Below are 26,776 nucleotides of genomic sequence, written 5' to 3'. Positions count from 1 at the left end.
CGACCTAATCCAGATCCGCCTTCACACGCGCGAACACGGCGTGGAACATCTCGGTCGTGAGCACGCCGGTGTTCGTATTGTAGCGTGAGCAGTGATAGCTGTCGTACAGCCTGATCCCGCCGGCCTGGTGCACGGCGCCGTGGGCGAAGGGCGCCGCGACCGCGCGCAGGCCCAGCAGCTTCAGCAGCGTGTCGTGGGAGATGCGGCCGAGCGCGACGATGCTGCGCAGCCGCGGCATCGCGGCGATGGTGGCGCCGAGGAAGCTCCGGCACTGGTTGATCTCGGCGGGCAGCGGCTTGTTCTGCGGCGGCACGCAGCGCACCGCGTTGCTGATTCGGCAATCCACCAGCGTCAGCCCGTCGTCGGGACGTGCCTCGAATCGGCCCTTCGCAAATCCGTAGTGCAGCAGCGTCCCGTAGAGCAGCTCGCCGGCATAGTCGCCGGTGAAGGGACGCCCGGTCCGATTGGCGCCCTGCAGCCCCGGCGCGAGCCCGACGATCAACAGCCGCGCATCGGGATCACCGAACGACGGCACAGGCGCGTTGAACCATGACGGCTCGCGCGCGCGCTGCGCCTCGCGGAATTCCACGAGGCGAGGGCACAGCGGACAGTCTCGATCGGGATTGGTCGAAGACAGGGCAGGCGGCGCAGGCTGAGTGCCCGTCCGCCTAGTCCTCGAAATCGTCATCGTTGGGCGTGGTGGTGGCGGTGGTCGTGGCGCGGGCGGCCGGCGTGGTGGAGCGCTGCAGGAATTGCGGGGAATGGTGGCGCGGCTCGCGCGGGGCGGGGCGCTCCGACGGGTCGCGGCCGAGCTTGGACTGCAACTCCATGAGGTCGGTGAAGACGTCGGCCTGACGGCGCAGCTCGTCGGCGATCATCGGCGGCTGGCTGGAGATGGTCGAGATCACGGTGACGCGAACGCCGCGGCGCTGCATCGCTTCGACCAGCGAGCGGAAGTCGCCGTCGCCCGAGAACAGCACCATCTGGTCGATATGCTCGGCGAGCTCCATGGCATCGACGGCGAGCTCGATGTCCATGTTGCCCTTGACCTTGCGTCGGCCGCTGGCGTCGATGAACTCCTTCGTCGCCTTGGTGACGACGGTATAGCCGTTGTAGTCGAGCCAGTCGATCAAGGGCCGAATCGACGAGTACTCCTGATCCTCGATGATCGCGGTGTAATAGAATGCGCGGAGCAGCGTGCCGCGGCTCTGAAATTCCTTGAGCAGGCGCTTGTAGTCGATGTCGAAGCCGAGCGTCTTGGCCGTGGCGTATAGGTTGGCGCCGTCAATGAAGAGCGCAATCTTGTTGGTCGAAGATGACATTCAGTGTCTCGCGTTCAGTTAGATTCTATTTTGGGCGCGACTCCAGTCGGTCGCGCACTCCATTTCAAGATACTGCCAAGGCGTCGGCGGTCCATCTGGTGTGAGGTTACCGCAAACCGGAGTGATCGGGGCAACAAAGGCGTACTTGTGACGACGTAATGAAGCGTTTTCTTGTCCAAGGCCCGAATTCCGCGGGTCTGGACGGAGCGCCAGTCAAGGTTGCCGAATTCGGTACTCCTTGCCCCTTACCGAACCCTGACGCCAGTTTTGCCTTGCGAAAGCCAGCCAGCCTCTATAACTAGCCCAGCATAATCAGCATATTAAGCACACAAAGGACCGGAGCGACAATGGCGCGCGTCACTGTGGAAGATTGTATCGATAAAGTCGACAACCGGTTCGACCTGGTTCTCCTGGCCGCGCATCGCGCGCGCATGATCTCGTCGGGATCACAACTTACAATTGATAGAGATAATGACAAGAATCCCGTCGTCGCACTCCGGGAAATTGCGGATTCGACCATTTCTCCCGAGGATCTGAAGGAAGAACTGGTGCATTCGCTGCAGAAGTTCGTCGAGGTCGACGAGCCGGAGCCGGACACGGTGCCGCTGATCGGCTCGGCCGGTGCCAGCGTCGATGCCGACGACACCGAGGTCGCCGTCGAGCGCATGACCGAGGAAGAATTGCTGAAGGGCCTCGAGGGCCTCGCTCCGCCGGAAGAGCAGCCGGAAGAGGACGAGTGACGGTCTCGTCACCGTCAGCGCGAGCTCCAGCCAACTTGTGAGAATGTGAAGGCCCGGACCACGTCCGGGCCTTTGCATTTGAACGTGATTCCGTGATTACCATAGGGCTGCGACAAACGCCTGCCATCCGGCAGATTTGGTCACGAAGATAAAGGTTTAGTCATTTTCCATGGTGGTTTCGGGCCACACTCCTCAGCAGATGCAGGCGGCGGCCGAATCGGCCGCGTTGGCGCCTTCGCCGCCGGCTGAGCGGCCGCGGCCGCCGAAGCCGCGCTCCCGCATGATGCGACAGTACGATCTCGTGGAACGGGTCCGCTCCTACAATCCGGATACGAACGAGGATCTGCTCAACCGCGCGTATGTGTACGCCATGAAGGCGCATGGGTCGCAGACCCGCGCGTCCGGCGACCCGTATTTCACGCATCCGCTCGAGGTCGCGGCCATTTTGACCGACCTGAAGCTGGACGACGCCACCATCGTCGCGGCGCTGCTGCACGACACGATCGAGGACACCGAGGCGACCCGCGCCGAGATCGACCGCTTCTTCGGCCCCGAGATCGGTGCGCTCGTCGAGGGATTGACCAAGCTGAAACGGCTCGAGCTGGTTTCGCGCGAGGCCAAGCAGGCCGAGAATCTGCGCAAGCTCCTGCTGGCGATCGCCGATGACGTGCGTGTGCTCTTGGTCAAGCTCGCCGATCGCTTGCACAACATGCGCACGCTGGAGTTCGTGCCGGAGGCATCCCGGCGGCGGATCGCTGAGGAGACGCTCGACATCTACGCGCCGCTCGCGGGCCGCATGGGCATGCAGGAGATGCGCGAGGAGCTCGAGGATCTCTCGTTCCGGACGCTCGACCCGCAGGCGTACAGCGTGGTGATGCAGCGGCTCGATGCGCTGGCGGAGCGCAATCGCAACCTGATCGGCGAGATCGAGAGCCAGCTGGCCCGCAAGTTTCGCGAGCATGGCCTGACGGCGCGGGTGTTCGGTCGCCGCAAGCGGCCATTCTCGATCTGGACCAAGATGGAACGCAAATCCATCGGGTTCGAGCAGCTGTCCGACATCTTCGGCTTTCGCGTCATCATGCCGGATCTCGAATCCTGCTATCGTGCGCTCGGTATCGTGCATACGACGTGGCCTGTCGTGCCCGGCCGGTTCAAGGACTACATCTCGACGCCGAAGCAGAACGACTATCGCTCGATCCACACGACCGTGATTGGCCCGGGCAAGCAGCGCGTCGAGCTGCAGATCCGCACCGAGGACATGGATCAGATCGCCGAGCTCGGCATCGCGGCCCATGCCTTCTACAAGGACGACATCGCCTCGCCGACGGAGCGGCTGAAGCGCGAATCGAATGCCTTCGCCTGGCTGCGCCACACTATCGGCATCCTGTCGGAGAGCGCGAATCCGGAGGAGTTCCTCGAGCACACCAAGCTCGAGCTGTTTCACGATCAGGTGTTCTGCTTCACGCCGAAGGGCAAGCTCATCGCGCTGCCACGCCACGCAAACGTGATCGACTTCGCCTATGCCGTGCATACCGACGTCGGCAACAGCGCCGTCGGCTGCAAGATCAACGGCAAGTTCGCCGCGCTGTCGTCGGAGCTGCAGAACGGCGACGAGGTCGAGGTGCTGACCTCGGACGCGCAGTCGGCGCCGCCCTCGGCCTGGGAGACGCTCGCCATCACCGGCAAGGCACGCGCCGCCATCCGGCGCGCCACCCGAACCGCCGTGCGCGATCAATATGCCGGGCTGGGCCGGCGCATCGTCGAACGTCTGTTCGAGCGGACCAAGCTCGAATATGCCGACGACAAGCTCAAGGGCGCGCTGCCGCGTCTGGCGCGCGCCTCGATCGAGGACGTGATGGCGGCGGTCGGTCGCGGCGAGATCAAGGCCTCCGACGTCGCGCGCGCAATGTATCCGGACTACAAGGAAGAGCGCGTCGTGCGCTACGGCGCCAAGAAGATGGCCGCCGCGCCGGCAGCCAAGGCTGCCGCGCCTGCGACCGAGCCCCACCGCGGCCCGTTTGCCATCCCGATCAGCGGGCTCAATTCCGGCCTGCCGGTGAAGTTCGCGCCCAACGGCGGTGCCGTGCCGGGCGACCGCATCGTCGGCATCGTGACGCCGGGCGAGGGGATCACGATCTATCCGATCCAGTCGCCGGCGCTGAAGGATTTCGAGGAGGAGCCAGAGCGCTGGCTCGACGTGCGCTGGGACGTCGACGAGACCTCGCCGCAGCGCTTTCCGGCGCGCATTCGCGTCGAGAACGTCAACGAGCCGGGCAGCCTCGCCCAGGTCGCCACCGTGATCGCCGAGCATGACGGCAACATCGACAACATCAGCATGAGCCGCCGCTCGCCTGACTTCACCGAGCTCACGATCGATCTCGAGGTCTATGACCTCAAGCATCTCTCGGCGATCATCAACCAGTTGCGCGCCAAGACCATCGTGGCGCGGGTCGACCGGGTGAATGGCTAATCTGCGGGGATGGCTGCGGCGTTCTGCTTCGGGATGAGCTAAACAAGCTGTAGTCTACTCGAAAGTCCTGCGAGCCGGCCCATGTCCGATCCGTCGAAGTCACATCCTCCGAAGCTGCGCCTTGGCGTCAACGTCGACCACATCGCCACCTTGCGAAATGCCCGCGGCGGCCGCAGCCCCGATCCGGTGCGTGCCGCGCTGCTTGCGATCGAGGCCGGGGCCGACGGCATCACGGCGCATCTGCGCGAGGACCGCCGGCACATCCGCGACGACGACATGGCGCGGCTGAAGGCCGAGATCTCCAAGCCGCTGAACTTCGAGATGGCGGCCACCGAGGAGATGGTGCGGATCGCGCTTGCGACGCGCCCGCATGCCTGCTGCCTGGTGCCGGAGCGGCGCGAGGAGCTGACCACCGAGGGCGGCCTCGACGTGGTCGGCCAGCACAACGCGCTGGCGCCGGCGATCGCCCGGCTCGGCGATGCCGGCATCCGGGTGTCGCTGTTCATCGCCGCCGATCCGGCGCAGATCGAGATGGCGGCGCGGCTGCGCGCGCCCGTGATCGAGATCCACACCGGCGGCTGGTGCGACGCCGTCACCGACGGCCACCACGACAAGGCGGACGCGGAGTGGGAGCGGATCGTCACCGGCGCCCGGCAGGCCTATGCAGCCGGGCTCGAGGTCCATGCCGGCCACGGGCTCGACTATGCCACCGCCGAGCGGATCGCGACGCTGCCGGAGATCGTCGAGCTCAACATCGGCTACTTCATGATGGGGGAGGCGCTGTTCGTGGGCCTCGCCGAGACCGTCCGCACCATGCGCGCGGCGATGGATCGCGGCCGTGCGCGGCTGGGGACGGCGGCATGATCATCGGCATCGGCTCCGACCTGATCGACATCCGCCGCGTGGCCGAGGTGATGGACCGGCACGGCGAGCGCTTCCTGAACCGGATATTCACCGCGGCCGAGCGCGCCAAGGCGGAGCGGCGGGCCAAGAACGAGAAGATGGTGGTCGCCACCTACGCCAAGCGGTTCGCTGCCAAGGAGGCCTGCGCCAAGGCGCTCGGCACCGGGATCCGTCAGGGCGTGTGGTGGCGCGACATGGGCGTCGTCAATCTGCCCGGCGGCCGGCCGACCATGCAGCTCACGGGGGGCGCGGCCGAACGGCTGAAGGCGCTGACCCCCGAGGGCCACGAGCCGCGCATCGACCTGTCGATCACCGACGACTGGCCGCTGGCGCAAGCCTTCGTCATAATTTCGGCGGTGCGCCGCGAGACATCCTGACGGGCGGCCGCGCCAGCAGGAAAAACAAAAATGCGATCGATTTCAGCGAGTTATGTAGTTTTGATGCGGCGATTGATTGCGCGGCCCCGCGCAGTCGTCTAAAACCCGCCGGGATCGAACCGGCTGCATCACGGGCGGATTCTGGGTCAAACCGGAGTTGGCCTTAACCACCAGAATCAGGACAGACTCCCTTAAGCCGCGGAACGGTATGGTGTTCGCGGACGGAGGGGTGTTCGGCAACGGCTGGCGAATCGTCGGACCATTCGCCAAGGGACATTGAAAGAGCGATGAGCGTGACCTCCGGAACCAAGACTGAGAGCGGCCTCGGTGAAACCGTTCGTGTCGTCGTTCATGCGCTACTGATCGCGCTGGTGATCCGTACGTTCCTGTTCCAGCCGTTCAACATCCCGTCGGGATCGATGAAGGCGACCCTGCTGGTCGGCGACTATCTGTTCGTATCGAAATATTCGTACGGCTATAGCCACTACTCGATCCCGCTGTCGCCGCCGCTGTTCTCGGGCCGCATCTTCGGCTCGGAGCCGAACCGCGGCGACATCGTCGTGTTTCGTCTCCCGAAGGACGATACCACCGACTACATCAAGCGCGTGATCGGCCTGCCTGGCGACCGCATCCAGGTGCGCGAAGGGCTGCTCTACATCAACGACAAGCCGGTGCAGCGCGAGCGGCTGTCCGACTTCATCGGCGAGGATCCCTGCGGGCAGCCGGACTCGACCGCGCGCGTCAAGCGCTGGAAGGAGACGCTGCCGAACGGCGTCAGCTATGAGACGCTGGACTGCGTCGACAACGGCTATGTCGACAACACCGCGGTGTATACCGTGCCGGCCGGCAACTTCTTCATGATGGGCGACAACCGCGACAACTCGACCGACAGCCGCTTCCTCAGCCAGGTCGGCTACGTGCCGTTCGAGAACATCGTCGGCCGTGCGCAGCTGATCTTCTTTTCCATTGCCGAAGGCGAGCATGCCTGGGCGTTCTGGCGCTGGCCGGTATCGGTGCGCTGGAATCGAATCTTTAAATTCGTGCGATGATCGACGACTCACCCGATATCCAGACCACGCAGGCTGCCGCATCGAGCCCGCAACCCGGCACGGGTGCGCTGGAGGCGTCGCCCAAGGCTGTGTCGCGGCCGAAGTCTGAGATCAAGCCCGAGCAGAAGAGCGAGCCCAAGACCGAGCCCAAGACCGAGCCAAAGGCCGATTCCAGGACCGAGGCGAAGCCGGTCTCCAAGCCGGACATGAAGACCGTCGAGTCCGAATCGGGGCCCGCTGGCCCGACCGACGATGGGGCCGACCCGACCGCGCTCGTTGCCGAGGCCGAATCCGATGGCAAGCCGCGCAGCAAGGCGAAGGGCAGTCGCCGTGCCAAGAGCGCGGGGACCGGCGCCGCCAAGGGCGCCAAGGCCGCGGACAAGGCCGCCAATGCGGCGATCGAGGCGCGCATCGGCCATCACTTTGCCGATCCGTCGCTGCTCAGCACCGCCTTCACCCACGTCTCGGCGCTGAAATCGTCCAAGAAGCGCGGCGACAGCTATCAGCGGCTCGAATTTCTCGGCGACCACGTGCTCGGCCTGATCGTGTCCGACATGCTGTACCGCTCGTTTCCGAGCGCGGACGAGGGGGAGTTGTCGAAGCGGCTCGCCGATCTCGTGCGCAAGGAGAGCTGCGCCGACGTCGCCAAGTCGCTCGGCCTGCTCGACGACATCAAGCTCGGCGCGGTCGGCGCCGGCGCCGGGGCGCGGTTGCGCAAGTCGGTGCTGGGTGACGTCTGCGAGGCGGTGATCGGCGCGATCTTCCTCGACGGCGGCTACACCGCCGCGGCGGGCTTCGTCGAGCGCAACTGGACCGAGCGCATGCACAAGCCGCGGCGCCCGCTGCGCGATCCGAAGACGGTGCTGCAGGAATGGGCGCAGGGCAAGGGCCTGCCGACCCCGGTTTACCGGGAGGTGGAGCGCACCGGCCCGCATCACGATCCGCAGTTCCGTGTCGCCGTCGACCTGCCGGGGCTGGAGCCGGCCGAAGGCATCGGCGGCTCGAAGCGCGCGGCAGAAAAGGTGGCGGCATCTGTCATGATCGAGCGCGAAGGCGTCAGCGGCGGCAGCAATGACGGCTGAACAACAATCGGTGCCGGCTGCCGGGACCCGCTGCGGTTTCGTCGCGCTGATCGGCGCGCCCAATGTCGGCAAGTCGACGCTCGTCAACGCGCTGGTCGGCTCCAAGGTCACGATCGTCTCGCGCAAGGTGCAGACGACGCGGGCGCTGATCCGCGGCATCGTCATCGAGGGGGCGTCTCAGATCATCCTGGTCGATACCCCCGGCATCTTCGCGCCGAAGCGCAGGCTGGACCGCGCCATGGTCACGACGGCCTGGAGCGGGGCGCATGACGCCGATGTCGTCTGCGTGCTGCTCGATGCCAAGAAGGGCATCGACGACGAGGCGCAGTCCATCATCGACAAGGCGGCTGCGGTCGCGCACGAAAAGATCCTGGTGGTCAACAAGGTCGACCTGGTGCCGCGCGAGAAGCTGCTGGCGCTGGTCGCGGCTGCCAACGAGAAGCTGTCGTTCGCGCGCACCTTCATGATCTCGGCGATCTCCGGCGACGGCGTGGACGATCTCAGGCGGGCGTTGGCGGAGATGGTGCCGCCCGGTCCGTTCCACTATCCCGAGGACCAGATGTCGGACGCGCCGATGCGGCACCTCGCGGCCGAGATCACCCGCGAGAAGATCTATTCGCATCTGCATCAGGAGCTGCCCTACCAGTCCACGGTCGAGACCGACAGCTGGACCGAGCGCAAGGACGGCTCGATCCGCATCGAGCAGACGATCTTCGTGGAGCGCGACAGCCAGCGCAAGATCGTGCTCGGCAAGGGCGGCGCGACGATCAAGTCGATCGGCGCGCAGGCGCGCAAGGAAATCGCAGAGATCACCGGCGTGCCGGTGCACCTGTTTCTGTTCGTGAAGGTGCGTGAGAACTGGGGCGACGATCCCGACCGCTACCGGGAGATGGGGCTCGAGTTCCCCAGGGAATGACAATGAGCGTGCCGCGCAACGTGCTGTGGTTCGAAGTGCTGCTCTACATCTCGCTGATGCTGGACGCGCTGTCCGTTGCGGTGTCGGACCGGACGCCGACCTTCGACATGACCGAGGACATGATCACCGCGCAGACCGTGCTCAACGGGGTGGTCATCCTGCTGCTGTTCTATTTCGTCTATCTGGCGGCGCAGCGCCGCAGGAACTGGCCGCGCTGGGTGCTGCTGGGGGCGCTGGTGCTGTCCGACATCTCCCTGGTGCAGGTGATCGGCCAGAAGGGCATGACGCTCGATGCCGGCATCGAGGTCATCTCCTGCGCGCTGACGACGATGGGTCTGTACTACTCGTTCACGGGCGATGCGCGCGGCTGGTTCAACGCGTGACGCTTTGACCGTAAGGGCCGTAGAGCGCGGCGCGCCCACCAAGGTTGGGGGCTAGCGCAGAAGGCCACCAAGACGTCATTGCGAGCGCAGCGAAGCAATCCAGGGCTGCGATCCGACTCTGGATTGCTTCGCTGCGCTCGCAATGACGAGTTTTGTGGCGGCAGCGCGCACAAGCTACGTTGATTGTCCACCCGCGGCCGGCACTAGGAGGCAAGCGCGTGTGGAATCATTTGGGCGGCTCGTGAGATGGAATGGACCGACGATGGCATCGTGCTGGGCGTGCGGCGGCACGGCGAATCCTCCGCTGTCGTCGAGCTGCTGACCCGCGAGCATGGCCGGCATCTCGGTCTCGTGCGCGGGGCCAGCGGCAAGCGCATGCGGCCGGTGCTGCAGCCGGGCAACACGGTGCGCGCGACCTGGCGCGCGCGGCTCGACGAGCACCTCGGCATGTACGCCATCGACGCGCTGACCTTGCGGGCGGCGGGGCTGATCTCCGCGCAACACGGCGCCTACGGCGTGACGCATCTTGCCTCGCTGGCCCGGCTGTTGCCGGAGCGCGATCCGCACGAAGACGTGTATCTGCGGCTCGAACATGCGCTCGATGATTTCGAGGATGTGGGCTGCGCCGCTGTCCACATCGTGCGCTTCGAGCTGGCGATCCTCGCCGAACTCGGCTTCGGGCTCGATCTCGACTCCTGCGCTGCGACCGGCGAGACCTCGGACCTGATCTACGTATCGCCGAAGTCGGGCGGCGCGGTGTCGCGCACGGCCGGCGCGCCATGGGCCGACCGCCTGCTGCCGTTGCCGCCCTTCCTGCGCGAGGGCGAGCAGGGCGATGGCTGGTCGCAGCAGGATCTGCTCGACGGTTTCCGGCTGACCGGCCTGTTCCTTCTGCGTCATGTGCTGGAGCCGCGCGGGCAGGGCCATTCCGACGCCCGCGAGGGCTTCATCAACGCGGTGACGCGGGCAAGGCCCGCCTTGCGATAGGGCTCGTTTTCGACGTTCGTCGTCATGTGCCCGCGCGCTCGTTCGCCAACGTCGAGACTGACGACACCACGGGCATCGCGGCAAAGCTGATCCCGATACCGTCTCCGATTGTGACGTCATTCACATCCGTCTTCACACGACCGACGCAGGATCATGCAACAATCCTGGTTGATGATAGTTCTCAGATCATTTTGAGGTTGCGTCGGCCGCGGGTCCTGGCGAAGATTACAGCCCTTCGACGAGATGCGTTTCGTGCGCGCCTTTTTTCATCATCGTGGGGCATTTCGATCATGAGCGATTTCGAGAACCGCAAATCCAGCAACGGGTTCACGTCCAAGCTGTGGCGTGGCGAGCGCATGACGATGATCGGCTTCGACGTTGCCGAGCCCGAACCCGACCTGGTCGGATTCTCGATCGAGGTGAAGTCGCCGGGCGCACGGGATTTTTCTCAGTTGCGCAACAGGATCGCGTTTTCCTACCCGGCCGGGGCCGACGCGGCGGTCGACGGCAACCGCAATTTCCCGTCGACCGAGGCGCCGTTCCAGAAATTCCGCTGGATCCATTTTCCCTACAGGCCCAAGGATGGAGTCTATACGTATCGTGTCGCCAAGCAGCACATGCGCAACGACGGCACGCTGGTGGCGGGGACCAGCCTCACGCTCGACATCACGCAGAGCGCCGTGACCTATGACGGCCTGGTCGACGTCGGTTTCACCCGCAACTTCGCCTCGTCTCAGGCCTATCGCGATCAGTTCGGCAACAATGCCGAGATCATTCCCGTCGAGAGCCGCGACGGGCCGGGCTTCGACAAGCTCGACCTCACCAACGAGGCCGGCGACAGCGTCTATGAGTGGCTGGGGTTCGAGGCCTACGACCTCCTGTTCGGCTTCTTGAAAGAGGCCCTGGCGGATCCCGGGCTCACGCTCGACGTGATGGCCTATGACCTCAACGAGCCCGATGTGATCGGCCAGCTCGAGCAGTTCGGTCCGCGGCTGCGGGCGATCATCGACGATTCCAATGCCAAGGATAACAGTCACAAGCTGCCGGGCAGCGCGGAGTCGCGCAGCGCCAAGCGCTTCAAGCAGGCGGGTGCTGCCGTGCTGCGCACGCATTTCAGCAACCTCCAGCACAACAAGGTCCTGATCACGCGCCGCGACGGCAAGCCCGAGAAGGTGCTGTGCGGCTCGACCAATTTCACCTTCCGCGGCCTCTATATTCAGGCCAACAACATGCTGGTCTTTCATTCGCCTGATGTCGCCGGGCTGTTCGGCGAGATGTTCGATATCGCCTTCGAGGACCCCTCGGTCTTCCGGAAGAATGATTTCTCCAAGAAGTGGCACGCCGTCCATACCGAGGGAAAGCCGACCGTACAGCTCTGCTTCTCGCCGCACCAGGCCACCGATCTCTCGCTCAATCCGATCCGGGCCGCGATCGATCAGGCCACCTCGTCGGTGTTCTACTCGGTCGCGTTTCTGAGCCAGCTCGGCGACGGTCCGACCAAGGACGCGTTCGACCGCGTGATGGAGCGGCCGATCTTCAGCTACGGCACGGTCGACAAGCGCGGCGCCCTGGAGCTGCGCAAGCCCGACGGCTCGATCGGTCTCGTCGATTTCGCCTATCTCGCGAGCAAGGCGCCGGAGCCGTTCCGCAGCGAATGGTCCGGCGGCAAGGGCCGCAACATCCATCACAAATTCCTGGTGACCGATTTCAGCCTGCCGACCGCGAAAGTGTTCACCGGATCGAGCAACTTCTCGCCGAGCGGAGAGAAGGGCAACGGTGACCATCTTATCATGATCGAGGACAGAAAGATCGCCACCTCCTATGCGATCGAGGCCACCCGCGTGTTCGATCACCTGCAGTTTCGCAACCGGATGCGCGACGCGTTCAAGGGCAAGTCCGAGCGGCAGCGCTCCGCGTCCGCGCCTGCGGCGATCACGCTGCGCAAGCCGACGGCGTTGTCCGGCAAGCCGGCCTGGTTCGAGCGCTTCTACGTCGACGGCTCGCAGGCCGAACGCGATCGATTGCTGTTCTCGTCCTAGATATCGTTACGGACAGAGTTGGAGACGACCATGCCATTGAACGACTATTCGCTTCTCAAGGGTCGGCCCATCAACAATCGTCTGGCGTCGGGAAGCAGTCCGCACTATCAGGTGCAGGTCTCCGCCGACGGTGAGCTCTATCGCATCGCCATCAATGTCCGCTCCCAGGATGGCAGCGAGGTCGAGTTCCTGGTCCGCTCGCGCTTCGAACACCCGATCGTCGACGGCCTGAAGGCGTTTTCGGAGGGGCTGCATCCATTGGAGAGCAAGCCCGGCGGCGTGGCGCTCGATTTCATCCGGGGCAATCTGATGCAGCCGTGGGAGCTCAAGCCGCTGCCGCTGTCGGCCGCGGGCCCCGACAACGATCTCAACGAGAAAATCGACGCCTACGTTCAGCGCGCCATGTCCGACGAGACGGCTCTCATTTATGCCTTCGGCGTCGCATGGGGACCGGAGGAGAAGGCCGACCGCTATTTCGGCTTCAAGCCCGGCCGCGGTATCCACGATATCCATTTCAACCAGGGCAATCCGGCCGGCAAATACGCCGGGGACAACGGTCCCTGGCAGGACGGTGGACTGATCTTCGAGTTTCCCGACCAGCAGCAATGGGTCGCCATCTTCCTGAAGTTCCAGACCCAGGCCTGGCATTCGGACGATGTCAGCGGCGGGGTCATCCTGCCGCCCGATCCCGATCACCCGAACGCGCCGCATACGCCGCCCGACCGCGACCACATTCCGCCGCTCGACGTGCCCGACGGGCTGGTGCGGATCATCGCGGCCTATGTCAACGACGTGCGCACGCCGGAGCACGAGACGGTCACGCTGCTGAACACCGCCGATGTCGACGTCGATCTCACCGGCTGGCAGATCAAGGACAAGCAGAAGAACGCCATGCAGCTCAGCGGCACGATCGCGCGCGGCGCCACCTTGGTGGTGCCCATCGTCGCGCCGGTCGCGCTGTCGAACCGGGGCGGCATCATCACGCTGTTGAATGCCGCAGGCGTGAAGGTGCACGGCGTCTCCTATACGCGGGAACAGGCGGCGCAGCCGGGCCGCACCATCCCGTTCCAGTCGTGACCGCGTGTCGCGCGGCGGAGCCGTCTCGTCGAAGCGTGGGCTCTCTGCTGGCGCAGAGGCGGGGTGACGTGTACTCCTGTCACGTAAGGGCCAAGGCAAGAGGGCGGCACATTGCTGCGCCCCCGCGCAGGTCACGGCGTGAGAGGAGAGCGTCATGGGAGTGCTGGTCGACGGCGAATGGCACGACGTCTGGTACGACACGGTGGCGTCCGGCGGCCGTTTCATCCGCAAGGATTCTGCATTCCGCAGCTTCGTCACGGCTGACGGCCGTCCGGGCCCGTCCGGCACCGGCGGCTTCGCGGCCGAAGCGGGCCGCTATCATCTCTATGTCAGCCTGGCCTGCCCGTGGGCTCACCGCACCCTGATCATGCGCGCCCTGAAGGGGCTCGATGACATGATCTCGGTATCGGTCGTGCACTGGCTGATGCGCGAGCAGGGCTGGACCTTTGCCGAGGGTCCGGGCGTCGTGGCCGACAGCGTCAATCACGCCGGCCTTCTGCACCAGGTCTACACCGCCGCAGAGCCGCATTATTCCGGCCGCGTCACCGTGCCCGTACTGTGGGACAAGCAGAAGCGCACCATCGTCAACAACGAGTCGTCCGAGATCATTCGCATGCTGAACTCGGCGTTCGACGGCGTCGGCGCCAGGCAAGGTGACTATTATCCGCAAGCCCAGCGTGACGAGATCGACGCCATCAATGCGCGCGTCTACGACACGCTGAACAACGGCGTCTACAAATGCGGCTTCGCGACCACGCAAGGGGCGTATGAGGAGGCGATCGGCCCGCTGTTCGCCACGCTCGACTGGCTGGAGGAGCGGCTGTCGGCGCGCCGCTTCCTGCTCGGCAACACCTTGACCGAGGCCGACATCCGGCTGTTCACGATCCTGATCCGCTTCGATGCCGTCTATGTCGGCCACTTCAAGTGCAACATCCGTCGCATCGCCGACTATCCGCATCTCGCAGCCTACACGCGCGATCTCTACCAATGGCCGGGAATCGCCGCGACAGTGAATTTCGAGCACATCAAGCGGCACTATTACGAGAGCCATCGCACCATCAATCCGACCGGCATCGTCCCGGTCGGGCCGCGGCAGGATTTCACCGCGCCGCATGGGCGCGAGCGCCTGGCGACGAATTGACGAGGATCCATGGCGGGTGAACGCAACCTCGATACGCTGCTGCGCACGATGGCTCCCGAGCTGCAGGACGGCGTTTTCGTGTTCTGCACTGTCGACACGCATCAGGACATCCCGGCCGGGCTGACGCCCCTCATGCTGTTCCGGGAGCGCGAAGCGATCACGCTCATCGTGCGGCGCGAGGAAGCAGAGCGGGCAGGGTTGCCCTGCCGGTTCGCCTCGCGCCTGATCACGCTCTCGGTGCTATCAGCGCTTGATGCGGTGGGTTTCCTTGCCGCGGTGACGACGAAGCTCGCGGCCGCCGGCATCAGCGTCAACGCGGTCTCGGCGTTTCACCACGATCATCTGTTCGTGCCGGAAGCACGAGGCAAGGAAGCCGTGCTACTCTTGCATGAGCTGTCTCGCAGCGCCGCCACCTAGCGATGGCAGGACGACGATCAGTCAGGCTTTGCTTCTGCCGACGTGATGCGATCGGCCTCGCCGGAGTCCACTCGGTTTCTTGCGTGTCGTGGCCGGCGACCGCTTCGTGTCACGCGCGGCGCGGGGGGCCGGAGGCCGGCGTGGCGCGATCAGCGTTCGCTCGGCCTGCGCGCGCACCAGGTCCATCAACATCATCGCTGCGGGCGACGGGGTCCGCCCCTTCAGCCGCAGGATGCCGAACTGCGCCATCAGCAGATCCGATGCGCGCGGCTCTTTCAGCTCGGCCACGTTGAGGCGGATCAACTGACCGGAGGCCAGCTCGTGGGTGAGAACGGCGTCGCCCGCGACGAGCACGATGTCGGAGCGAATGGCCATTTGCACCAGCAGGCTCGCGTTCTCGGATTCGAGCGCGACGTCGAAGCCGCGGCCCTCCGGCGCAGCGATGAGCGCTTCCAAGCGCCTGCTGAATTCCGGCGGCAGCGCAACGGAGGCGAAGTGCTGGCCGGCAAGTTCGCGTGCCGAAAGCTCCCGTCGGCGCGCCAACGGATGAGTCGCCCGACAGTAGAAGTATCCCGGAAGGCCGCCGAGCGGCTCGATGTCGAGGCTGTCGTCGGCGCGGATGTCGGTGATGTGCGCGAGGAAGAAATCGAGCTTGCCTTGCTGCAGCACCTCCATCAGGGCGCGCCAATTGTCCTGCACCACGATGATGCGCACGGACGGGTGCTCCGAATACAGCCGCGCCATGGCATCCGGCAGAAGCGTCAGCCCGGTGAAGGCGCCGACGCCCACCGTCACCTCGCCGGCATCTCCCGAGCGGAGCAGGCGCATCTCGCGGCCGAGATCGTCGGCGCCAGACAACAGCGACCGGGCCCGTGCCACCAGCCGTTCGCCGACCGGGGTGATCTCCACCGAGCGCGAGCTGCGGTCGAACAGCCGCATCCCGGCGGCGTCCTCCAAGGTCTGCAAGCTGCGGCTCAGCGCCGACTGCGTGACGTGGGCGCGCTGGGCCGCCCGGGCGAAATGCCGCTCTTCCGCGAGGTAGACCAACTGCTGCAGCTGGCGCAGGGTGGGGGTGTACATCGATGAGCCGAAATCATTGATCCAGCCATAACAATTCATTGGATTTCTGAGACCGTCAATTCCAAAATGGCGCAAATACAAACAGGGGAAATGCCATGGCGGGGCCGGCCAAGTCGCCCCGCGCTGCGGCAGTCTCCCGGCAACAGGCTTTTCTCATGCCCAACGGCGCGCAAGCTCTGATACGGACCCTGGTCAATTCCGGCATTCGGGTCTGCTTCACCAATCCCGGCACCTCGGAGATGCATTTCGTCGCGGCGCTGGATTCCGCGCCGGAGATGCGCGCCGTGCTGTGCCTGTTCGAAGGCGTGGCGACCGGCGCGGCGGACGGCTACGCCCGCATGACCGGCACGCCGGCGGCAACGCTGCTGCATCTCGGCTGCGGCCTCGGCAACGGCCTCGCCAATCTGCACAATGCGCGCAAGGGCAAGGTGCCCGTCGTGAACATCGTCGGCGACCACGCCACCTACCATGTCCCGTATGACGCGCAGCTCCAGTCCGACATCGAGACCGTCGCGCGCAACGTCTCGCCGGAATTCGTCTGGACCTCGCAGGTGACGTCGGAATTGTGCCGCGACGCGGTGGCGGCCGTGAAGGCGGCGTGCTCCTGGCCCGGACAGGTCGCGACCCTGATCCTGCCGGCCGACGTGTCCTGGGGGGAGGGCGGCGTCGCCGAGCCGGCGCCGGTGATCGAGCCGCCGGCGGCCGCCGACGATGCGACCGTGCAGGCGGTCGCCGAGGCGATCAAATCGGGCGGCCGCAGCGCTTTTCTGCTCGGTGGCACCGCGCTGCACGAGGAGTCGCTGCTGGCGGCCGCGCGCATCGCGGCGGCCTGCGGCGTGAAAGTCTACGCCGAGACCTTTCCGACGCGCATGCAGCGGGGAGCGGGCCTGCCGGCCGTCGAGCGCATCGCCTATCTCGCCGAGATGGCGCAGATCCAGCTCAAGGAGATCGACACCCTGATCCTGGTCGACGCCAAGGCGCCGGTGTCGTTCTTCGCCTATCCCGGCAAGAAGAGCTATCTGCCGCATGACGGCTGCAGGGTGCTGACCTTGTCGACGCCGGCGCAATGCGCCGCGGGCAGCCTGGTCAAGCTTGCGGCCGCGCTGGAGGCCAACAGCGCCACGCCGGCATTGTCACCGGCCTCGCGGCCCGGGCGTCCGCGCGGCAAGAAGCTCACCGCGGAAAAGGTCTGCAAGGCCGTGGGTCATCTCCTGCCCGAGAACGCCATCATCATCGACGAGGCCATCAGCTCCGGCCTGATGCTGTCGAAGTTCACCGCGGGCGCGCCGCGCCACGATCTGATCACCTTGACCGGCGGCGCCATCGGGCAGGGGTTGCCGAACGCGATCGGCGCGGCGATCGCCTGTCCGGACCGGCCGGTAATCGCGCTGATCGGCGACGGCAGCTCGATGTACACGATCCAGTCGCTGTGGACGATCGCGCGCGAGCGGCTCAACGTCACCGCCATCATCTTCAACAACGCCTCCTACTCCGTGCTCAATGTCGAGCTGGAGCGGGTCGGCGCCGAGGAGATCGGACCGAAGGCGCGGGCGCAGCTCGATTTGCACGGGCCGGTCCTGAAATTCGCACAGATCGCCGACGGCATGGGCGTGCGATCGACCCGCGTCACCACGCCGGACGAATTCACCAGCGCGTTGCAGGGGGCGCTGGCACGGCCGGGGCCGCATCTGATCGAGGCGATGGTGCCGCCGGCGCTGACCGGCCTCAAGCTGAAGCTCCTGCCGCATCTCCTGGGATCGCTCGACCGCGTCCCGCTGCCGGTGGCGCGGATGCTCAAGCGCAAGATCGCGCCGTGACATGAGCGCGACGCTGCAATCCGACCTCGTCATCGCCGGCGGCGGTCTCGCCGGCATCGTCACCGCGCTGGAGGCACTGCGCGCCGGCAAGTCGGTAACCATCGTGGACAGGGACACGCCGGAGCGGTTCGGCGGGCTGGCGTTGTGGGCGTTCGGCGGCATGGCGCTGATCGGCACGCCGTTGCAGGCGCGCATGAAGATCCCGGATACGCCCGAGATCGCGCTGCGCGACTGGATCAGGTTCGGCGAGCTCGACGCGGCCGAGCATTGGCCGCTGCAATGGGCGCGCTATTACGTCGAGCATTCGCGCGCCGGGGTCTACGATTGGCTGCTGTCGCATGGCGTGACCTTCATGCCGGCCGTGAACTGGGTCGAGCGCGGCCGGCAGGGTGACGGCAATGCGCTGCCGCGCTATCACATCGTCTGGGGCACCTCGCAGCGGCTGACGCGCGTGATGATCGCGGCGATGCGCGCGGCCGACAGTGGCGGCAGGCTGACGGTGCTGCACCGTCATCGCGTCGTCAGCCTCGATCGCGCCGGCGGCGCCGTGGCGGGCGTTGTTGCCGTCAACGAGCAGACGGGCGCGGAAATCCGCATCGCGGCGCCGCTGACGGTGCTGGCGATGGGCGGTCTCAATGGCAGCCACGCGGAGGCCCGCGCCAACTGGGTCAAAGGTCGGCCGCTGCCGGCGGCGATGCTCAATGGCGCGCATCCGTTCTCCGACGGCAAGTTGCATCACCTTGCGGCCGAGGCGCTGGGCGCTGAGATCACGCATGCCGGCGAGATGTGGAACTACGCCGCCGGCATCCCGCATCCGTTTCCGCATTTCGACGGCCACGGCCTGTCGCTGGTGCCGTGCAAATCGGCGCTGTGGCTCGACCATCGCGGCGAGCGGATCGGGCCCGAGCCGCTGGTGACCGGCTTCGACACCCATGATCTGTGCCAGCGCGTCGCGGCGCAGGAGAAGCCGTATACGTGGCATCTGTTGAACTGGCGCATCGCCGCCAAGGAATTCGCCATCTCCGGCGCCGAGCACAATCCGCGCATCCGCGACCGGCAGATGCCGATGTTCCTCAAGGAGACGCTGCTCGGCAATCATCGCCTGGTGCGGCAGATGCAGCGCGAGAGCCGGCATTTCCTGGTCGACGAGACGCTGGCTGGCCTCGCCGCCAAGATGAATGCGCTGACCGGCACCGGCGACGTGAAGCCGGAGGTGCTCCAGGCCACCGCCGACGCCTTCGACGCGAACTTTGGGAATGGCGACAAGCTCCACAACGACGACCAGTTGCGCCGCATTCTGCATGCGCGGCAATGGGGGCCGGACAAGCTCCGCACCTGCAAGCCTGCGCCGCTGCAGGCGCCGGGCGCCGGGCCGTACATCGCCATTCATATGCAACTCATCACCCGCAAGAGCCTCGGCGGCCTCAAGACCGATCTGCAGAGCCGGGTCCTCGACACCACGGGCGCGCCGATCGGCGGCCTCTACGCGGTCGGCGAAGCCGCCGGCTTCGGCGGCGGTGGCGCCTCGGGCAAGCGCTCGCTGGAAGGCACGTTCCTGCCGGGTTGCATTCTCACCGCACGGGCGGCGGTGCGCGCGATGTGACGGCTACGGGAACCGTACGAGTCCGCGGAACCGCCGCTGAATTATTGCTCGGTCACTGTCGATCCGGTGCTGCTACGTTCGTCTTCGAGGCACAGGAGAGGGAGACCCGTCATGAAGATCTACTGGATCAAGGCTCAGGCGCCGCGCCGCGTGCTGGCGCTGGTGAAGCATCTCGGCGTCCCGGCCGAGTTCATCGACATCACCGGCCAAATGAAGACGCCGGATTATGCCGCGCTCAATCCCAACATGAAGGCGCCGGTGCTGGTCGACGCCGAGACCGTGCTGTGGGAGTCGACCGCCATCATGGCGCACCTCTGCATCCGCGAGAGCTGCGACATGTGGCCCGCGCGCGATCCGCAGGAGCAGATCGAGGTGCTGCGCTGGCTGGCGTGGACCGATTGCCACTGGGCGCCCGCGGTCGGGCCGTTCTATTTCGAGCACATCGTGAAGAAGACGTTCGGGATCGGTGCGCCGGACCGTGCCGCGCTGGTCGCGAAGGTGCCGAACCTGAAGACGTTCGCCGCCGTGCTCGACGCGCATCTCAGGTCGCATAGCCACATTGCTTGCGACCGGCTCACCATCGCCGATTTCGCGGCCGCTTCGATGGCGACCGACTGGCGCGAGGCCGAGATGCCGATGGAGACGTTTCCGAACATCGTGCGCTGGCTCGACGGGCTGATGCGGCTGCCGGCGTGGGCCGAGCCGTGGCCGGAGAAGCGCTCGGTCGCGGCCTGAGGCTCACGGCTGCGCGATGCCGTGGCCGAGCTGCTTGGAGATCTCGGCCGCGCAGGCGCGCAGGCGGTTGGCGAGCGGCGATTGCCAGTCGGCATCGAAGGTGCCGGCTGGTCCCATCGCGGTGATGACCAGCGCGACGTGACCGGCGTGATCGAACACCGGCGCGGCGAAGGCATTGACGCCGGGCAGGGGATCGCCGACGGCGCGCGCCAGGCCCTGCGCGCGCACCTCGGCCAGCATCTCCGCCACTTTCGGGCTCCTCAGTGCGCGCTTCGGATTGTAGCCGACACCGAGACGGTCGAGGCCGGCGTCGAGCGCGGCCTTCACCGTCTTCGGCGGCAGGAACGCCGCGAAGGCGCGGCCGGTCGCCGTCTCCAGCAGCGCCATGATCGAGCCGACGCGCATCACGATGTGCACCGGATGGCTCGGCTCCTCCAGCCGCACCACGGTGGGGCCATTGGTGCCCCACACCGCGAGCGAGACCGCGTGATCGATGGCGCCGGCGAGCGCCGCGATCTTCGGAGTGGCGATCCGCACCGCCGACAGTCGCCGCAGGCTGATCAGGCCGAGCTCGAGCGCGAGCGGGCCGATCTCGTAGCGTCCGGTGGTTTCGTCCTGCTCGATCAAACCGATGCGCGAGAAGCTGACGAGATAGGGATGCGCCTTGGCCGGCGGCAGCCCGGCCTCGCGCGCGAGGTCGCGCAGCATCATCGGCTCGCCGCTGCGCGCCAGCGCCTGCAGCAAGGTGCCGCCGACCTCGATCGATTGGATGCCGCGGCTCTCTCGTCCCATGTCTTGTTGTGCCCCTGGTTCGGCGCCGTGCCTACACCGCCAGGAAGCCGCCGTCGACCGGCAGGGTCACGCCGTTGACGTAGGACGCCATGTCCGAGACCAGGAACGCCACTGGGCCGGCGAGCTCCTCCGGCTGGCCGACGCGGCCGAGCGGCGTGCGGCTCATGAAGCCGGCGAGCCGCTCCGGATCGTTGCGGGTCGTCTCCGTCATCGCGGTGGCGATCACGCCGGGCGCGATGGCGTTGACGCGGATGCCGTCGGCGGCGAGCTCGCGCGCCAGCGCCTGGGTCAGCGACTTCACGCCGCCCTTGGAGGGCGAGTAGCCGAGCGTGTTGCTGATGCCGATGAAGGAGGCGACGGAAGCGATGTTGACGATCGTGCCGCGCGTCGCGCGCAACGCGCCGAGAAACGCGTAGGTGACGTTGAACACGCCGTTGAGATTGACGTCGATCACCCGCTGCCAGTTCTGCGCGGCCCGCGGCGAGTCGATATTCTCTCGGATGATGATGCCGGCATTGTTGATGAGAATGGAAATCGGTCCGACCTCGGCGCGTAGCTGCGCGGCCAATGCCGCGCAGCCTGCGGCGTCGGTGACATCGAGCTTGTAGGCCCACGCCTTGCGGCCATGGCCGCGGATCTCGGCGGCGCAGCGCTCCGCACCCTCCATGTCGATGTCGGTGATCACGACATCGGCGCCGCGGCCCGCGAGTCCCAGCGCAATCGCACGGCCATTGCCATTGGCGGCGCCGGTGACCAGCGCCAGCTTTCCGGCCAACATCTGATGGTCGCTCATGCGGCGCTCCTTTGGCCCGCGCTTTCCGCGAGGTGCCGACCGGCAATGTAGCCGAAGGTCAGCGCCGGTCCCAGCGTGATGCCGGCACCCGGATAGTTGCCGCCCATGATGCTCGCCATGTCGTTGCCGGCGGCATAGAGCCCCTCGATCGGCTGGCCCTGGGCGTCGAGCGCGCGGGCATGCTCGTCGGTGCGGATGCCGGCATAGGTGCCGAGATCGCCGATCACCATCTTGATCGCGTAGAACGGCCCGTCCTTGATCGGTGCCACGCACGGGTTCGGCCCATGCAGCGCGTCGCCCTGATAGCGATTGTAGGCGCGCGAGCCCTTGCCGAACGTGGGATCCTGGCCCAGCGCGGCATCGGCGTTGAACGCGGCCACGGTTGCTTCGAGCCCCCGCGGATCGATGCCCGTCGTGCTCGCGAGTTCGGCCAGCGTCGCGCCGCGCTTGAGATAGCCGGTGCTCAGATGATGCCCGAGCGGCATCGGGAACGGCGGCACGCAGCCGAGGCCATAGCGGCGCAAGGAGCGGTGGTCGGTGATCAGCCAGGCCGCGATCTCGCGTCCCGGCTTGGCCGCCTTGACCATCGCCTGCACGAAGTCGTGGTAGGAGTTGCCTTCATTGGCGAAGCGCACGCCATCCGCGGTCACCGCGATCACGCCCGGCTTGGCGCGGTCGATGAAGTGCGGCATCACGCCCTTGCTGCCGTCCTTGCGCGTGGTGACGGAGACCGGCACCCAGGCCGCCGCATGCGGCAGGCCATCCTCGACCCGGCCGCCGACGGCTTCCGCGAGCCGCAGGCCGTCGCCGGTGTTGCCGACAGGGCCGGGCGACACATGCTCCTGTCCGGTCGGCGCATGCGGAAACATCGCCTTGCGCCTGTCGACGTCATGCGGGAAGCCGCCGCAGGCCAGCACCACGCCGAGCCGCGCATTGACGCGGATACGTCGGCCCTGGCGCATCACCACGGCGCCGCGCACGGCCTCGCCGTCGCGGATCAGCTCGGCCACCGGCGACGACAGCCACAGCGGAATCCCGAGATCGAATGCCGACTTCGCGAGCCGCCCCGCCAGCGCATTGCCGTTGGTCAAGGTCATGCCGCGGCCGTGGCGCAGCACGTCCAGCGCATGCTTCGACAGCCGCTTGGCGACGTAGAACGCTGACGCCAGCGACTTGGTCGCGCGCATGAAATGGATGATCTCCTTGCCGGAGCCGAGCATCATGCCGAACACGGTGAGCTCGGGCAGCGGCTGGCCGAGATCCTTGATGTGGTCGCCGAGTTCGCGACCGTCGAACGGCCGCGTGACCATCGAGCGGCCGCCTTGCGTGCCGCCCGGTGCCTCGGCGTGATAGTCCGGAAAGGTCAGCGGCATGTCGAACTTCAGCGCGGTCTTGCTGGTGAAGAAGTCGACCGCCTCCGGGCCCTTGCTCAGGAACGCGTCGACCCGCGCCGCATCGTAGCTGTTGCCGGCCTCGTGGCGCAGATAGCTGCGCGCCAGCTCGGGCGGTTCGTCGATGCCCCAGGCCTTGGCCAGCGACGTGCCGGGAATCCACAGCCAGCCGCCGGAGCGCGCCGTGGTGCCGCCGAAGCGCGGCTCCTTCTCGGTGACGACGACCTTCAGCCCGGCCTGGGCGGCGGTGACCGCCGCCGACAGCCCGGCGCAGCCCGAGCCGACCACCAGCACGTCGCAATCATGGGTTTCGCCGGCCTGGTGATCTGCTCCGCTCATGCGCGCGCTCCTACTTCTTCAGCAGCGGGCACTTGGATTCGGAGACCGGCCGGAACGCATCCTCGCCCTTTACGGTCTTGACGATCTCCAGGTAGTCCCACGGCTCCTTCGACTCCGACGGCTTCTTGACGCGGGCGAGATACATGTCGCGGATGACGCGACCATCCTCGCGAAGCTTGCCGCCGTGAACGAAGGTATCCTCGATCGGCAGCTCGCGCATCTTCGCCATGACAGCCTTGGGATCGTCTGTACCGGCCGCCTTGATCGCCTTGAGATAGTGCAGCACCGAGCCATAGACGCCGGTCTGGATCATCGTCGGCATCACCTTGGCGCGGGCGTAGAACTTCTTCGACCAGGCGCGGGTGGCATCGTCCATGTTCCAGTACGACGCCGTCGTCATGTAGGTGCCTTGCGCCGCCTCGAGCCCGATCGCATGCACGTCGGTGTCGAACATCAGGAGACCGACCAGCTTCTGGCCGCCCTTGACCAGGCCGAACTCGCCGGACTGCTTGATGGCGTTGTCCGTGTCCTGGCCGGCATTGGCGAAGGCGACGACGTCGGCCTTCGAGCTCTGCGCCTGCAGCGCGAACGAGGAGAAATCGGCGGTGTTGGTCGGATGCTTGACGCCGCCGAGGATGGTGCCGCCGAGCTCCTTGATGAAGCGCGTCGCGTCCTTCTCCAGTTGCTGGCCGAAGGCATAGTCCGCGGTGATGAAGTACCAGGACTTGCCGCCCTGGCCGATCACGGCGGAGGTCGTCACCTTCGACAGCGCATAGGTGTCGTAGGTGAAATGCACGGTGTTCGGGCTGCACAGCTCGTCGGTGAGCGAGCTCGCGCCCGGACCGGACAGCAGCGCGATCTTGTTGCGCTCGCGCACCATGTTGTGCACGGCAATCGCGATGCCGGAGTTGGGGATGTCCACGACGGCGTCGACCTTGCCGTTGTCGAACCAGTCGCGCACGACCGTGGTGCCGACGTCGGTCTTCATCTGGTGATCGGCGCTGATGATCTCGATCGGCTTGCCGAGAACGGTGGGGCCGAATTCCTCGACCGCCATCTTCGCCGCCTCGACCGAGCCCGGCCCGCTGTTGTCGCGTCCCCAGCTCGAGAGATCGGTGAGCACGCCGATCCGCACCACGTCGTCGGAGACTTGAGCCGATGCGTTGGTCGCAATGAATGACGTCGTTGCCAGGAACGCGCAGGCGAGCCACTGCCGTCGCATGAAGATCCTCCCCGTTTGCCCCGCTCTGTCGGCGGTGGCAGCGAGTTAGACATTGACGAATTAGTTTGTCAATTACGAATGGGTGCGATGCAGCGCACAACGACTGTGGAGGTCGTCGCGGATATCGGATGGCGGCTGGGGAGCGCGATGCGCCCTACACGCGCGGCATGATCTGCAATTCGAGCAGCGCCAGTCGTTGCATCGCGGCAGGATCCCGCTCTCCGGTCTTGGCGGCACGCAGCACCGATTCGGCAAGCAGGGTGACATGGGTCGAGCTCACCGGCTCGGGCAGCGCGGCGATGGCACCGTCGAGGGCCTGCGTCATCAGCACGATGACATCAGGCGAAAACGCAGCGTCTGAAAAATCCTTCATGCAGAACTGTCCGCAGCAGGGGCTTCAGTCGAAAATCGGTTGACGCAACGCGTGTTGATGTTGTCGGCAACGCGCCAGCCGCGGCTCCGGTTCCGGCTCTTCCGAGCTTCGGATCAGCAGAATCGCTGATCTGCCATGCGCAAACTGCCCGTCGAGCCAATCTGCCGCAGGCCGATCAGCTTGTGTCGTCGGGCAAATCAGGACGATGCTTCCGCCCATCCCGCCTCACCGAAGGGGCGTTACGCGCGATCGTCACGATACGCGAGGCGGGGAGCGGTGGCCTGTCGGATCGCAGCGTGCTCTATGCGCGTGGACGAACGAGTCCGGCAGGACGATGAAATCGCAGCGTCCTGGCGCCCCGATGCTGGCGTCAAGCCGGCGATGGATGCCTCAGGCATCGCGCTGACGACGGTGGCTAACAAGCCCGGACACCGGGGAGACTGCGTATAAATCGTAAGCCCATCGCGCAGGGAGGGCCGGGTCGTCCGGCTGACCTGTGGTACCTGCCGCCTGCATTTTTTTCGCAGGCGGGCCACGGGCCTCAGTCGAGGTCCGGCCTTCCCTGCGCCCTCTGATTGGAGAGGGTGATCGATGTGATAGCTCGGACGCTGATCGCGTCGCGAGAAGGTTTGACCATGTCTTCAGCAAAGGCATTGAAGCGATGGTGGACGAGGAGCTGCCACGCACTCGTCATGCCCGGGCTTGTCCCGGGCATCCACGTCGTTCGGCGTGCGCGGTGCAACGTGGATGGCCGGGACAAGCCCGACCATGACGTGCAAGACGTGAGGTCTGTCGCCTCACCGGCCTCCGGCTGCTCATTCACCAGAGCGCGAGCTACCCCTTGATGAACGCCAGCAGGTCCGCATTGATCACGTCGGCATGCGTCGTCGCCATGCCGTGCGGGAAACCGGGATAGGTCTTCAAGGTCCCATGCTTCAGCAGCTTGATGCCGATGCGCGCGGAGTCGTCGATCGGGACGATCTGGTCGTCCTCGCCATGCATCAGCAGCACCGGCACGTCGATCGCCTTGAGATCCTCGGTGAAGTCGGTTTCCGAGAACGCCTTGATGCAATCATAGTGTGCCTTGGTGCCGCCCATCATGCCCTGGCGCCACCAGTTGCGGATCACGCCTTCGGAGATCTTGGCGCCGTCGCGGTTGAAGCCGTAGAACGGGCCGGTCGGAATATCGAGGAAGAACTGTGCGCGATTGGCGGCGAGCGCGGCGCGGAAGCCGTCGAACACCTCGATCGGCAGTCCGCCGGGGTTCTTGTCGGACTTGACCATGACCGGCGGCACCGCGCCGAGCAGGGCGGCCTTGGCGACGCGGCCTTTGCCGTGCTTCGCCACGTAGCGCGCGACCTCGCCGCCGCCGGTGGAGTGACCGACGTGAACCGCGTCCCTGAGGTCGAGCTTGGCGGCGAGCGCCGCAACGTCGGCCGCGTAGGTGTCCATCTCGTTGCCGGTCTCGGTCTGGCTCGAGCGGCCATGGCCACGGCGGTCATGCGCGATGACGCGAAAGCCCTTGTCGAGGAAGAACAGCATCTGCGCGTCCCAATCGTCGGACGACAATGGCCAGCCATGATGAAAGACGATGGGCCGGCCCGAGCCCCAATCCTTGTAGAAGATCTGCGTGCCGTCCGATGTCGTCACGAATCCTGAGCTCATGGGATGTCTGCCTTTCTCACTGGATGGAATCTGCCGCGTTCAAGGCGCGGCGTGATGGCGCTC

At 66.1% G+C, this 26,776-nt stretch carries 25 protein-coding genes; 16 read left to right on the top strand and 9 right to left on the bottom strand.

Translation table 11 applies throughout. The features are described from left to right. Positions 1-4: 4 nt before the first annotated feature. A complete protein-coding gene (locus tag ACQR1X_RS18595) occupies positions 5-688 on the bottom strand; it encodes a uracil-DNA glycosylase (protein WP_315804004.1) in 684 nt (227 codons plus the stop codon). Then, on the bottom strand, positions 669-1,322 hold the full coding sequence (locus tag ACQR1X_RS18590; RefSeq protein WP_315804003.1) for an NYN domain-containing protein: 654 nt from the start codon (positions 1,320-1,322) through the stop codon (positions 669-671). Before ACQR1X_RS18590 ends, ACQR1X_RS18595 begins: the two co-directional genes overlap by 20 nt. 347 nt (positions 1,323-1,669) lie before the next feature. On the opposite strand from ACQR1X_RS18590, the gene rpoZ reads away from it, so the two are divergent. From rpoZ to ACQR1X_RS18525, 13 genes are all read left to right on the top strand, one after another. Then, positions 1,670-2,062, top strand: a complete 393-nt coding sequence (gene rpoZ / locus ACQR1X_RS18585) for a DNA-directed RNA polymerase subunit omega (RefSeq protein WP_006612728.1) — start codon at positions 1,670-1,672, stop codon at positions 2,060-2,062. Positions 2,063-2,231: 169 nt separating this feature from the next. Then, on the top strand, positions 2,232-4,532 hold the full coding sequence (locus tag ACQR1X_RS18580; protein ID WP_434899337.1) for a RelA/SpoT family protein: 2,301 nt from the start codon (positions 2,232-2,234) through the stop codon (positions 4,530-4,532). An 81-nt stretch (positions 4,533-4,613) separates the two neighbouring features. Further along, positions 4,614-5,396, top strand: a complete 783-nt coding sequence (locus tag ACQR1X_RS18575) for a pyridoxine 5'-phosphate synthase (protein ID WP_316218313.1) — start codon at positions 4,614-4,616, stop codon at positions 5,394-5,396. Beyond that, a complete protein-coding gene (acpS, locus tag ACQR1X_RS18570; protein WP_315804001.1) occupies positions 5,393-5,812 on the top strand; it encodes a holo-ACP synthase in 420 nt (139 codons plus the stop codon). The genes ACQR1X_RS18575 and acpS overlap by 4 nt, the downstream gene beginning before the upstream one ends. A gap of 287 nt (positions 5,813-6,099) precedes the next feature. Beyond that, a complete protein-coding gene (gene lepB / locus ACQR1X_RS18565; protein WP_315804000.1) occupies positions 6,100-6,861 on the top strand; it encodes a signal peptidase I in 762 nt (253 codons plus the stop codon). Then, a complete protein-coding gene (gene rnc / locus ACQR1X_RS18560) occupies positions 6,858-7,943 on the top strand; it encodes a ribonuclease III (protein ID WP_434899336.1) in 1,086 nt (361 codons plus the stop codon). Before lepB ends, rnc begins: the two co-directional genes overlap by 4 nt. Next, the gene (gene era / locus ACQR1X_RS18555; protein ID WP_315803998.1) at positions 7,933-8,859 is read left to right on the top strand and encodes a GTPase Era; all 927 of its coding nucleotides are present in this window, start codon (positions 7,933-7,935) and stop codon (positions 8,857-8,859) included. Before rnc ends, era begins: the two co-directional genes overlap by 11 nt. A gap of 2 nt (positions 8,860-8,861) precedes the next feature. After that, a complete protein-coding gene (locus ACQR1X_RS18550; RefSeq protein WP_315803997.1) occupies positions 8,862-9,242 on the top strand; it encodes a hypothetical protein in 381 nt (126 codons plus the stop codon). 246 nt (positions 9,243-9,488) lie between these two features. Further along, positions 9,489-10,229: a DNA repair protein RecO gene (gene recO, locus ACQR1X_RS18545; protein ID WP_434899335.1), complete on the top strand. Its 741-nt coding sequence runs from the start codon at positions 9,489-9,491 to the stop codon at positions 10,227-10,229. A 290-nt stretch (positions 10,230-10,519) separates the two neighbouring features. Further along, on the top strand, positions 10,520-12,268 hold the full coding sequence (locus ACQR1X_RS18540) for a phospholipase D-like domain-containing protein (protein ID WP_434864195.1): 1,749 nt from the start codon (positions 10,520-10,522) through the stop codon (positions 12,266-12,268). 30 nt (positions 12,269-12,298) lie between these two features. Continuing rightward, a complete protein-coding gene (locus ACQR1X_RS18535; protein ID WP_315803994.1) occupies positions 12,299-13,345 on the top strand; it encodes a DUF2278 family protein in 1,047 nt (348 codons plus the stop codon). Between the two features lie 154 nt (positions 13,346-13,499). After that, complete coding sequence (locus ACQR1X_RS18530; RefSeq protein WP_434899334.1) at positions 13,500-14,486, top strand: glutathione S-transferase family protein; 987 nt, start codon at positions 13,500-13,502, stop codon at positions 14,484-14,486. Positions 14,487-14,495: 9 nt separating this feature from the next. Then, complete coding sequence (locus tag ACQR1X_RS18525; protein ID WP_315803992.1) at positions 14,496-14,903, top strand: ACT domain-containing protein; 408 nt, start codon at positions 14,496-14,498, stop codon at positions 14,901-14,903. A gap of 21 nt (positions 14,904-14,924) precedes the next feature. Here ACQR1X_RS18525 and ACQR1X_RS18520 read toward each other — a convergent pair whose 3' ends face one another. Continuing rightward, positions 14,925-15,983, bottom strand: coding sequence for a LysR family transcriptional regulator (locus ACQR1X_RS18520; RefSeq protein ID WP_316181916.1), 1,059 nt, complete (start codon positions 15,981-15,983; stop codon positions 14,925-14,927). Positions 15,984-16,138: 155 nt separating this feature from the next. On the opposite strand from ACQR1X_RS18520, the gene ACQR1X_RS18515 reads away from it, so the two are divergent. The 3 genes from ACQR1X_RS18515 (at position 16,139) to ACQR1X_RS18505 (ending at position 20,138) form a co-directional block, all read left to right on the top strand. Then, on the top strand, positions 16,139-17,800 hold the full coding sequence (locus tag ACQR1X_RS18515; protein WP_434899333.1) for an acetolactate synthase large subunit: 1,662 nt from the start codon (positions 16,139-16,141) through the stop codon (positions 17,798-17,800). A 1-nt stretch (position 17,801) separates the two neighbouring features. Next, positions 17,802-19,403 (top strand): FAD-binding protein, encoded by a 1,602-nt coding sequence (locus tag ACQR1X_RS18510; protein WP_434899332.1) that lies wholly within the window; start codon positions 17,802-17,804, stop codon positions 19,401-19,403. A 111-nt stretch (positions 19,404-19,514) separates the two neighbouring features. Further along, positions 19,515-20,138, top strand: coding sequence for a glutathione S-transferase family protein (locus ACQR1X_RS18505; RefSeq protein WP_434899331.1), 624 nt, complete (start codon positions 19,515-19,517; stop codon positions 20,136-20,138). A gap of 3 nt (positions 20,139-20,141) precedes the next feature. Here ACQR1X_RS18505 and ACQR1X_RS18500 read toward each other — a convergent pair whose 3' ends face one another. The 6 genes from ACQR1X_RS18500 to ACQR1X_RS18475 all read right to left on the bottom strand — a co-directional run bounded on the left by ACQR1X_RS18500 (position 20,142) and on the right by ACQR1X_RS18475 (position 26,713). Continuing rightward, entirely contained in the window at positions 20,142-20,930 is a 789-nt protein-coding gene (locus ACQR1X_RS18500; RefSeq protein WP_434899330.1) for an IclR family transcriptional regulator, read from the bottom strand. Positions 20,931-20,961: 31 nt separating this feature from the next. Further along, positions 20,962-21,723, bottom strand: coding sequence for an SDR family NAD(P)-dependent oxidoreductase (locus tag ACQR1X_RS18495; protein WP_434893284.1), 762 nt, complete (start codon positions 21,721-21,723; stop codon positions 20,962-20,964). Beyond that, positions 21,720-23,453, bottom strand: coding sequence for an FAD-dependent oxidoreductase (locus ACQR1X_RS18490; protein ID WP_434893283.1), 1,734 nt, complete (start codon positions 23,451-23,453; stop codon positions 21,720-21,722). Before ACQR1X_RS18490 ends, ACQR1X_RS18495 begins: the two co-directional genes overlap by 4 nt. A 10-nt stretch (positions 23,454-23,463) precedes the next feature. Beyond that, complete coding sequence (locus ACQR1X_RS18485) at positions 23,464-24,675, bottom strand: ABC transporter substrate-binding protein (RefSeq protein WP_434847099.1); 1,212 nt, start codon at positions 24,673-24,675, stop codon at positions 23,464-23,466. Positions 24,676-24,829: 154 nt separating this feature from the next. Beyond that, positions 24,830-25,048, bottom strand: coding sequence for a hypothetical protein (locus ACQR1X_RS18480; RefSeq protein ID WP_434893282.1), 219 nt, complete (start codon positions 25,046-25,048; stop codon positions 24,830-24,832). 834 nt (positions 25,049-25,882) lie between these two features. Continuing rightward, positions 25,883-26,713, bottom strand: coding sequence for an alpha/beta fold hydrolase (locus ACQR1X_RS18475; RefSeq protein WP_316181554.1), 831 nt, complete (start codon positions 26,711-26,713; stop codon positions 25,883-25,885). Positions 26,714-26,776: the final 63 nt, after the last annotated feature.

Source organism: Bradyrhizobium sp. HKCCYLRH3073 (assembly GCF_051167995.1).
Classification (GTDB): Bacteria; Pseudomonadota; Alphaproteobacteria; order Rhizobiales; family Xanthobacteraceae; genus Bradyrhizobium.
Note: the sequence above shows the minus strand (reverse complement) of the source record. Positions and strands in the feature narration are given on the sequence as shown.

What these genes read in the sequence shown, in the direction of transcription:
- ACQR1X_RS18595 (WP_315804004.1), bottom strand. Translation starts at nt 688, where the DNA reads ATGACGATTTCGAGGACTAGGCGGACGGGCACTCAGCCTGCGCCGCCT.
- ACQR1X_RS18590 (WP_315804003.1), bottom strand. Translation starts at nt 1,322, where the DNA reads ATGTCATCTTCGACCAACAAGATTGCGCTCTTCATTGACGGCGCCAAC.
- rpoZ (WP_006612728.1), top strand. Translation starts at nt 1,670, where the DNA reads ATGGCGCGCGTCACTGTGGAAGATTGTATCGATAAAGTCGACAACCGG.
- ACQR1X_RS18580 (WP_434899337.1), top strand. Translation starts at nt 2,232, where the DNA reads ATGGTGGTTTCGGGCCACACTCCTCAGCAGATGCAGGCGGCGGCCGAA.
- ACQR1X_RS18575 (WP_316218313.1), top strand. Translation starts at nt 4,614, where the DNA reads ATGTCCGATCCGTCGAAGTCACATCCTCCGAAGCTGCGCCTTGGCGTC.
- acpS (WP_315804001.1), top strand. Translation starts at nt 5,393, where the DNA reads ATGATCATCGGCATCGGCTCCGACCTGATCGACATCCGCCGCGTGGCC.
- lepB (WP_315804000.1), top strand. Translation starts at nt 6,100, where the DNA reads ATGAGCGTGACCTCCGGAACCAAGACTGAGAGCGGCCTCGGTGAAACC.
- rnc (WP_434899336.1), top strand. Translation starts at nt 6,858, where the DNA reads ATGATCGACGACTCACCCGATATCCAGACCACGCAGGCTGCCGCATCG.
- era (WP_315803998.1), top strand. Translation starts at nt 7,933, where the DNA reads ATGACGGCTGAACAACAATCGGTGCCGGCTGCCGGGACCCGCTGCGGT.
- ACQR1X_RS18550 (WP_315803997.1), top strand. Translation starts at nt 8,862, where the DNA reads ATGAGCGTGCCGCGCAACGTGCTGTGGTTCGAAGTGCTGCTCTACATC.
- recO (WP_434899335.1), top strand. Translation starts at nt 9,489, where the DNA reads ATGGAATGGACCGACGATGGCATCGTGCTGGGCGTGCGGCGGCACGGC.
- ACQR1X_RS18540 (WP_434864195.1), top strand. Translation starts at nt 10,520, where the DNA reads ATGAGCGATTTCGAGAACCGCAAATCCAGCAACGGGTTCACGTCCAAG.
- ACQR1X_RS18535 (WP_315803994.1), top strand. Translation starts at nt 12,299, where the DNA reads ATGCCATTGAACGACTATTCGCTTCTCAAGGGTCGGCCCATCAACAAT.
- ACQR1X_RS18530 (WP_434899334.1), top strand. Translation starts at nt 13,500, where the DNA reads ATGGGAGTGCTGGTCGACGGCGAATGGCACGACGTCTGGTACGACACG.
- ACQR1X_RS18525 (WP_315803992.1), top strand. Translation starts at nt 14,496, where the DNA reads ATGGCGGGTGAACGCAACCTCGATACGCTGCTGCGCACGATGGCTCCC.
- ACQR1X_RS18520 (WP_316181916.1), bottom strand. Translation starts at nt 15,983, where the DNA reads ATGTACACCCCCACCCTGCGCCAGCTGCAGCAGTTGGTCTACCTCGCG.
- ACQR1X_RS18515 (WP_434899333.1), top strand. Translation starts at nt 16,139, where the DNA reads ATGCCCAACGGCGCGCAAGCTCTGATACGGACCCTGGTCAATTCCGGC.
- ACQR1X_RS18510 (WP_434899332.1), top strand. Translation starts at nt 17,802, where the DNA reads ATGAGCGCGACGCTGCAATCCGACCTCGTCATCGCCGGCGGCGGTCTC.
- ACQR1X_RS18505 (WP_434899331.1), top strand. Translation starts at nt 19,515, where the DNA reads ATGAAGATCTACTGGATCAAGGCTCAGGCGCCGCGCCGCGTGCTGGCG.
- ACQR1X_RS18500 (WP_434899330.1), bottom strand. Translation starts at nt 20,930, where the DNA reads ATGGGACGAGAGAGCCGCGGCATCCAATCGATCGAGGTCGGCGGCACC.
- ACQR1X_RS18495 (WP_434893284.1), bottom strand. Translation starts at nt 21,723, where the DNA reads ATGAGCGACCATCAGATGTTGGCCGGAAAGCTGGCGCTGGTCACCGGC.
- ACQR1X_RS18490 (WP_434893283.1), bottom strand. Translation starts at nt 23,453, where the DNA reads ATGAGCGGAGCAGATCACCAGGCCGGCGAAACCCATGATTGCGACGTG.
- ACQR1X_RS18485 (WP_434847099.1), bottom strand. Translation starts at nt 24,675, where the DNA reads ATGCGACGGCAGTGGCTCGCCTGCGCGTTCCTGGCAACGACGTCATTC.
- ACQR1X_RS18480 (WP_434893282.1), bottom strand. Translation starts at nt 25,048, where the DNA reads ATGAAGGATTTTTCAGACGCTGCGTTTTCGCCTGATGTCATCGTGCTG.
- ACQR1X_RS18475 (WP_316181554.1), bottom strand. Translation starts at nt 26,713, where the DNA reads ATGAGCTCAGGATTCGTGACGACATCGGACGGCACGCAGATCTTCTAC.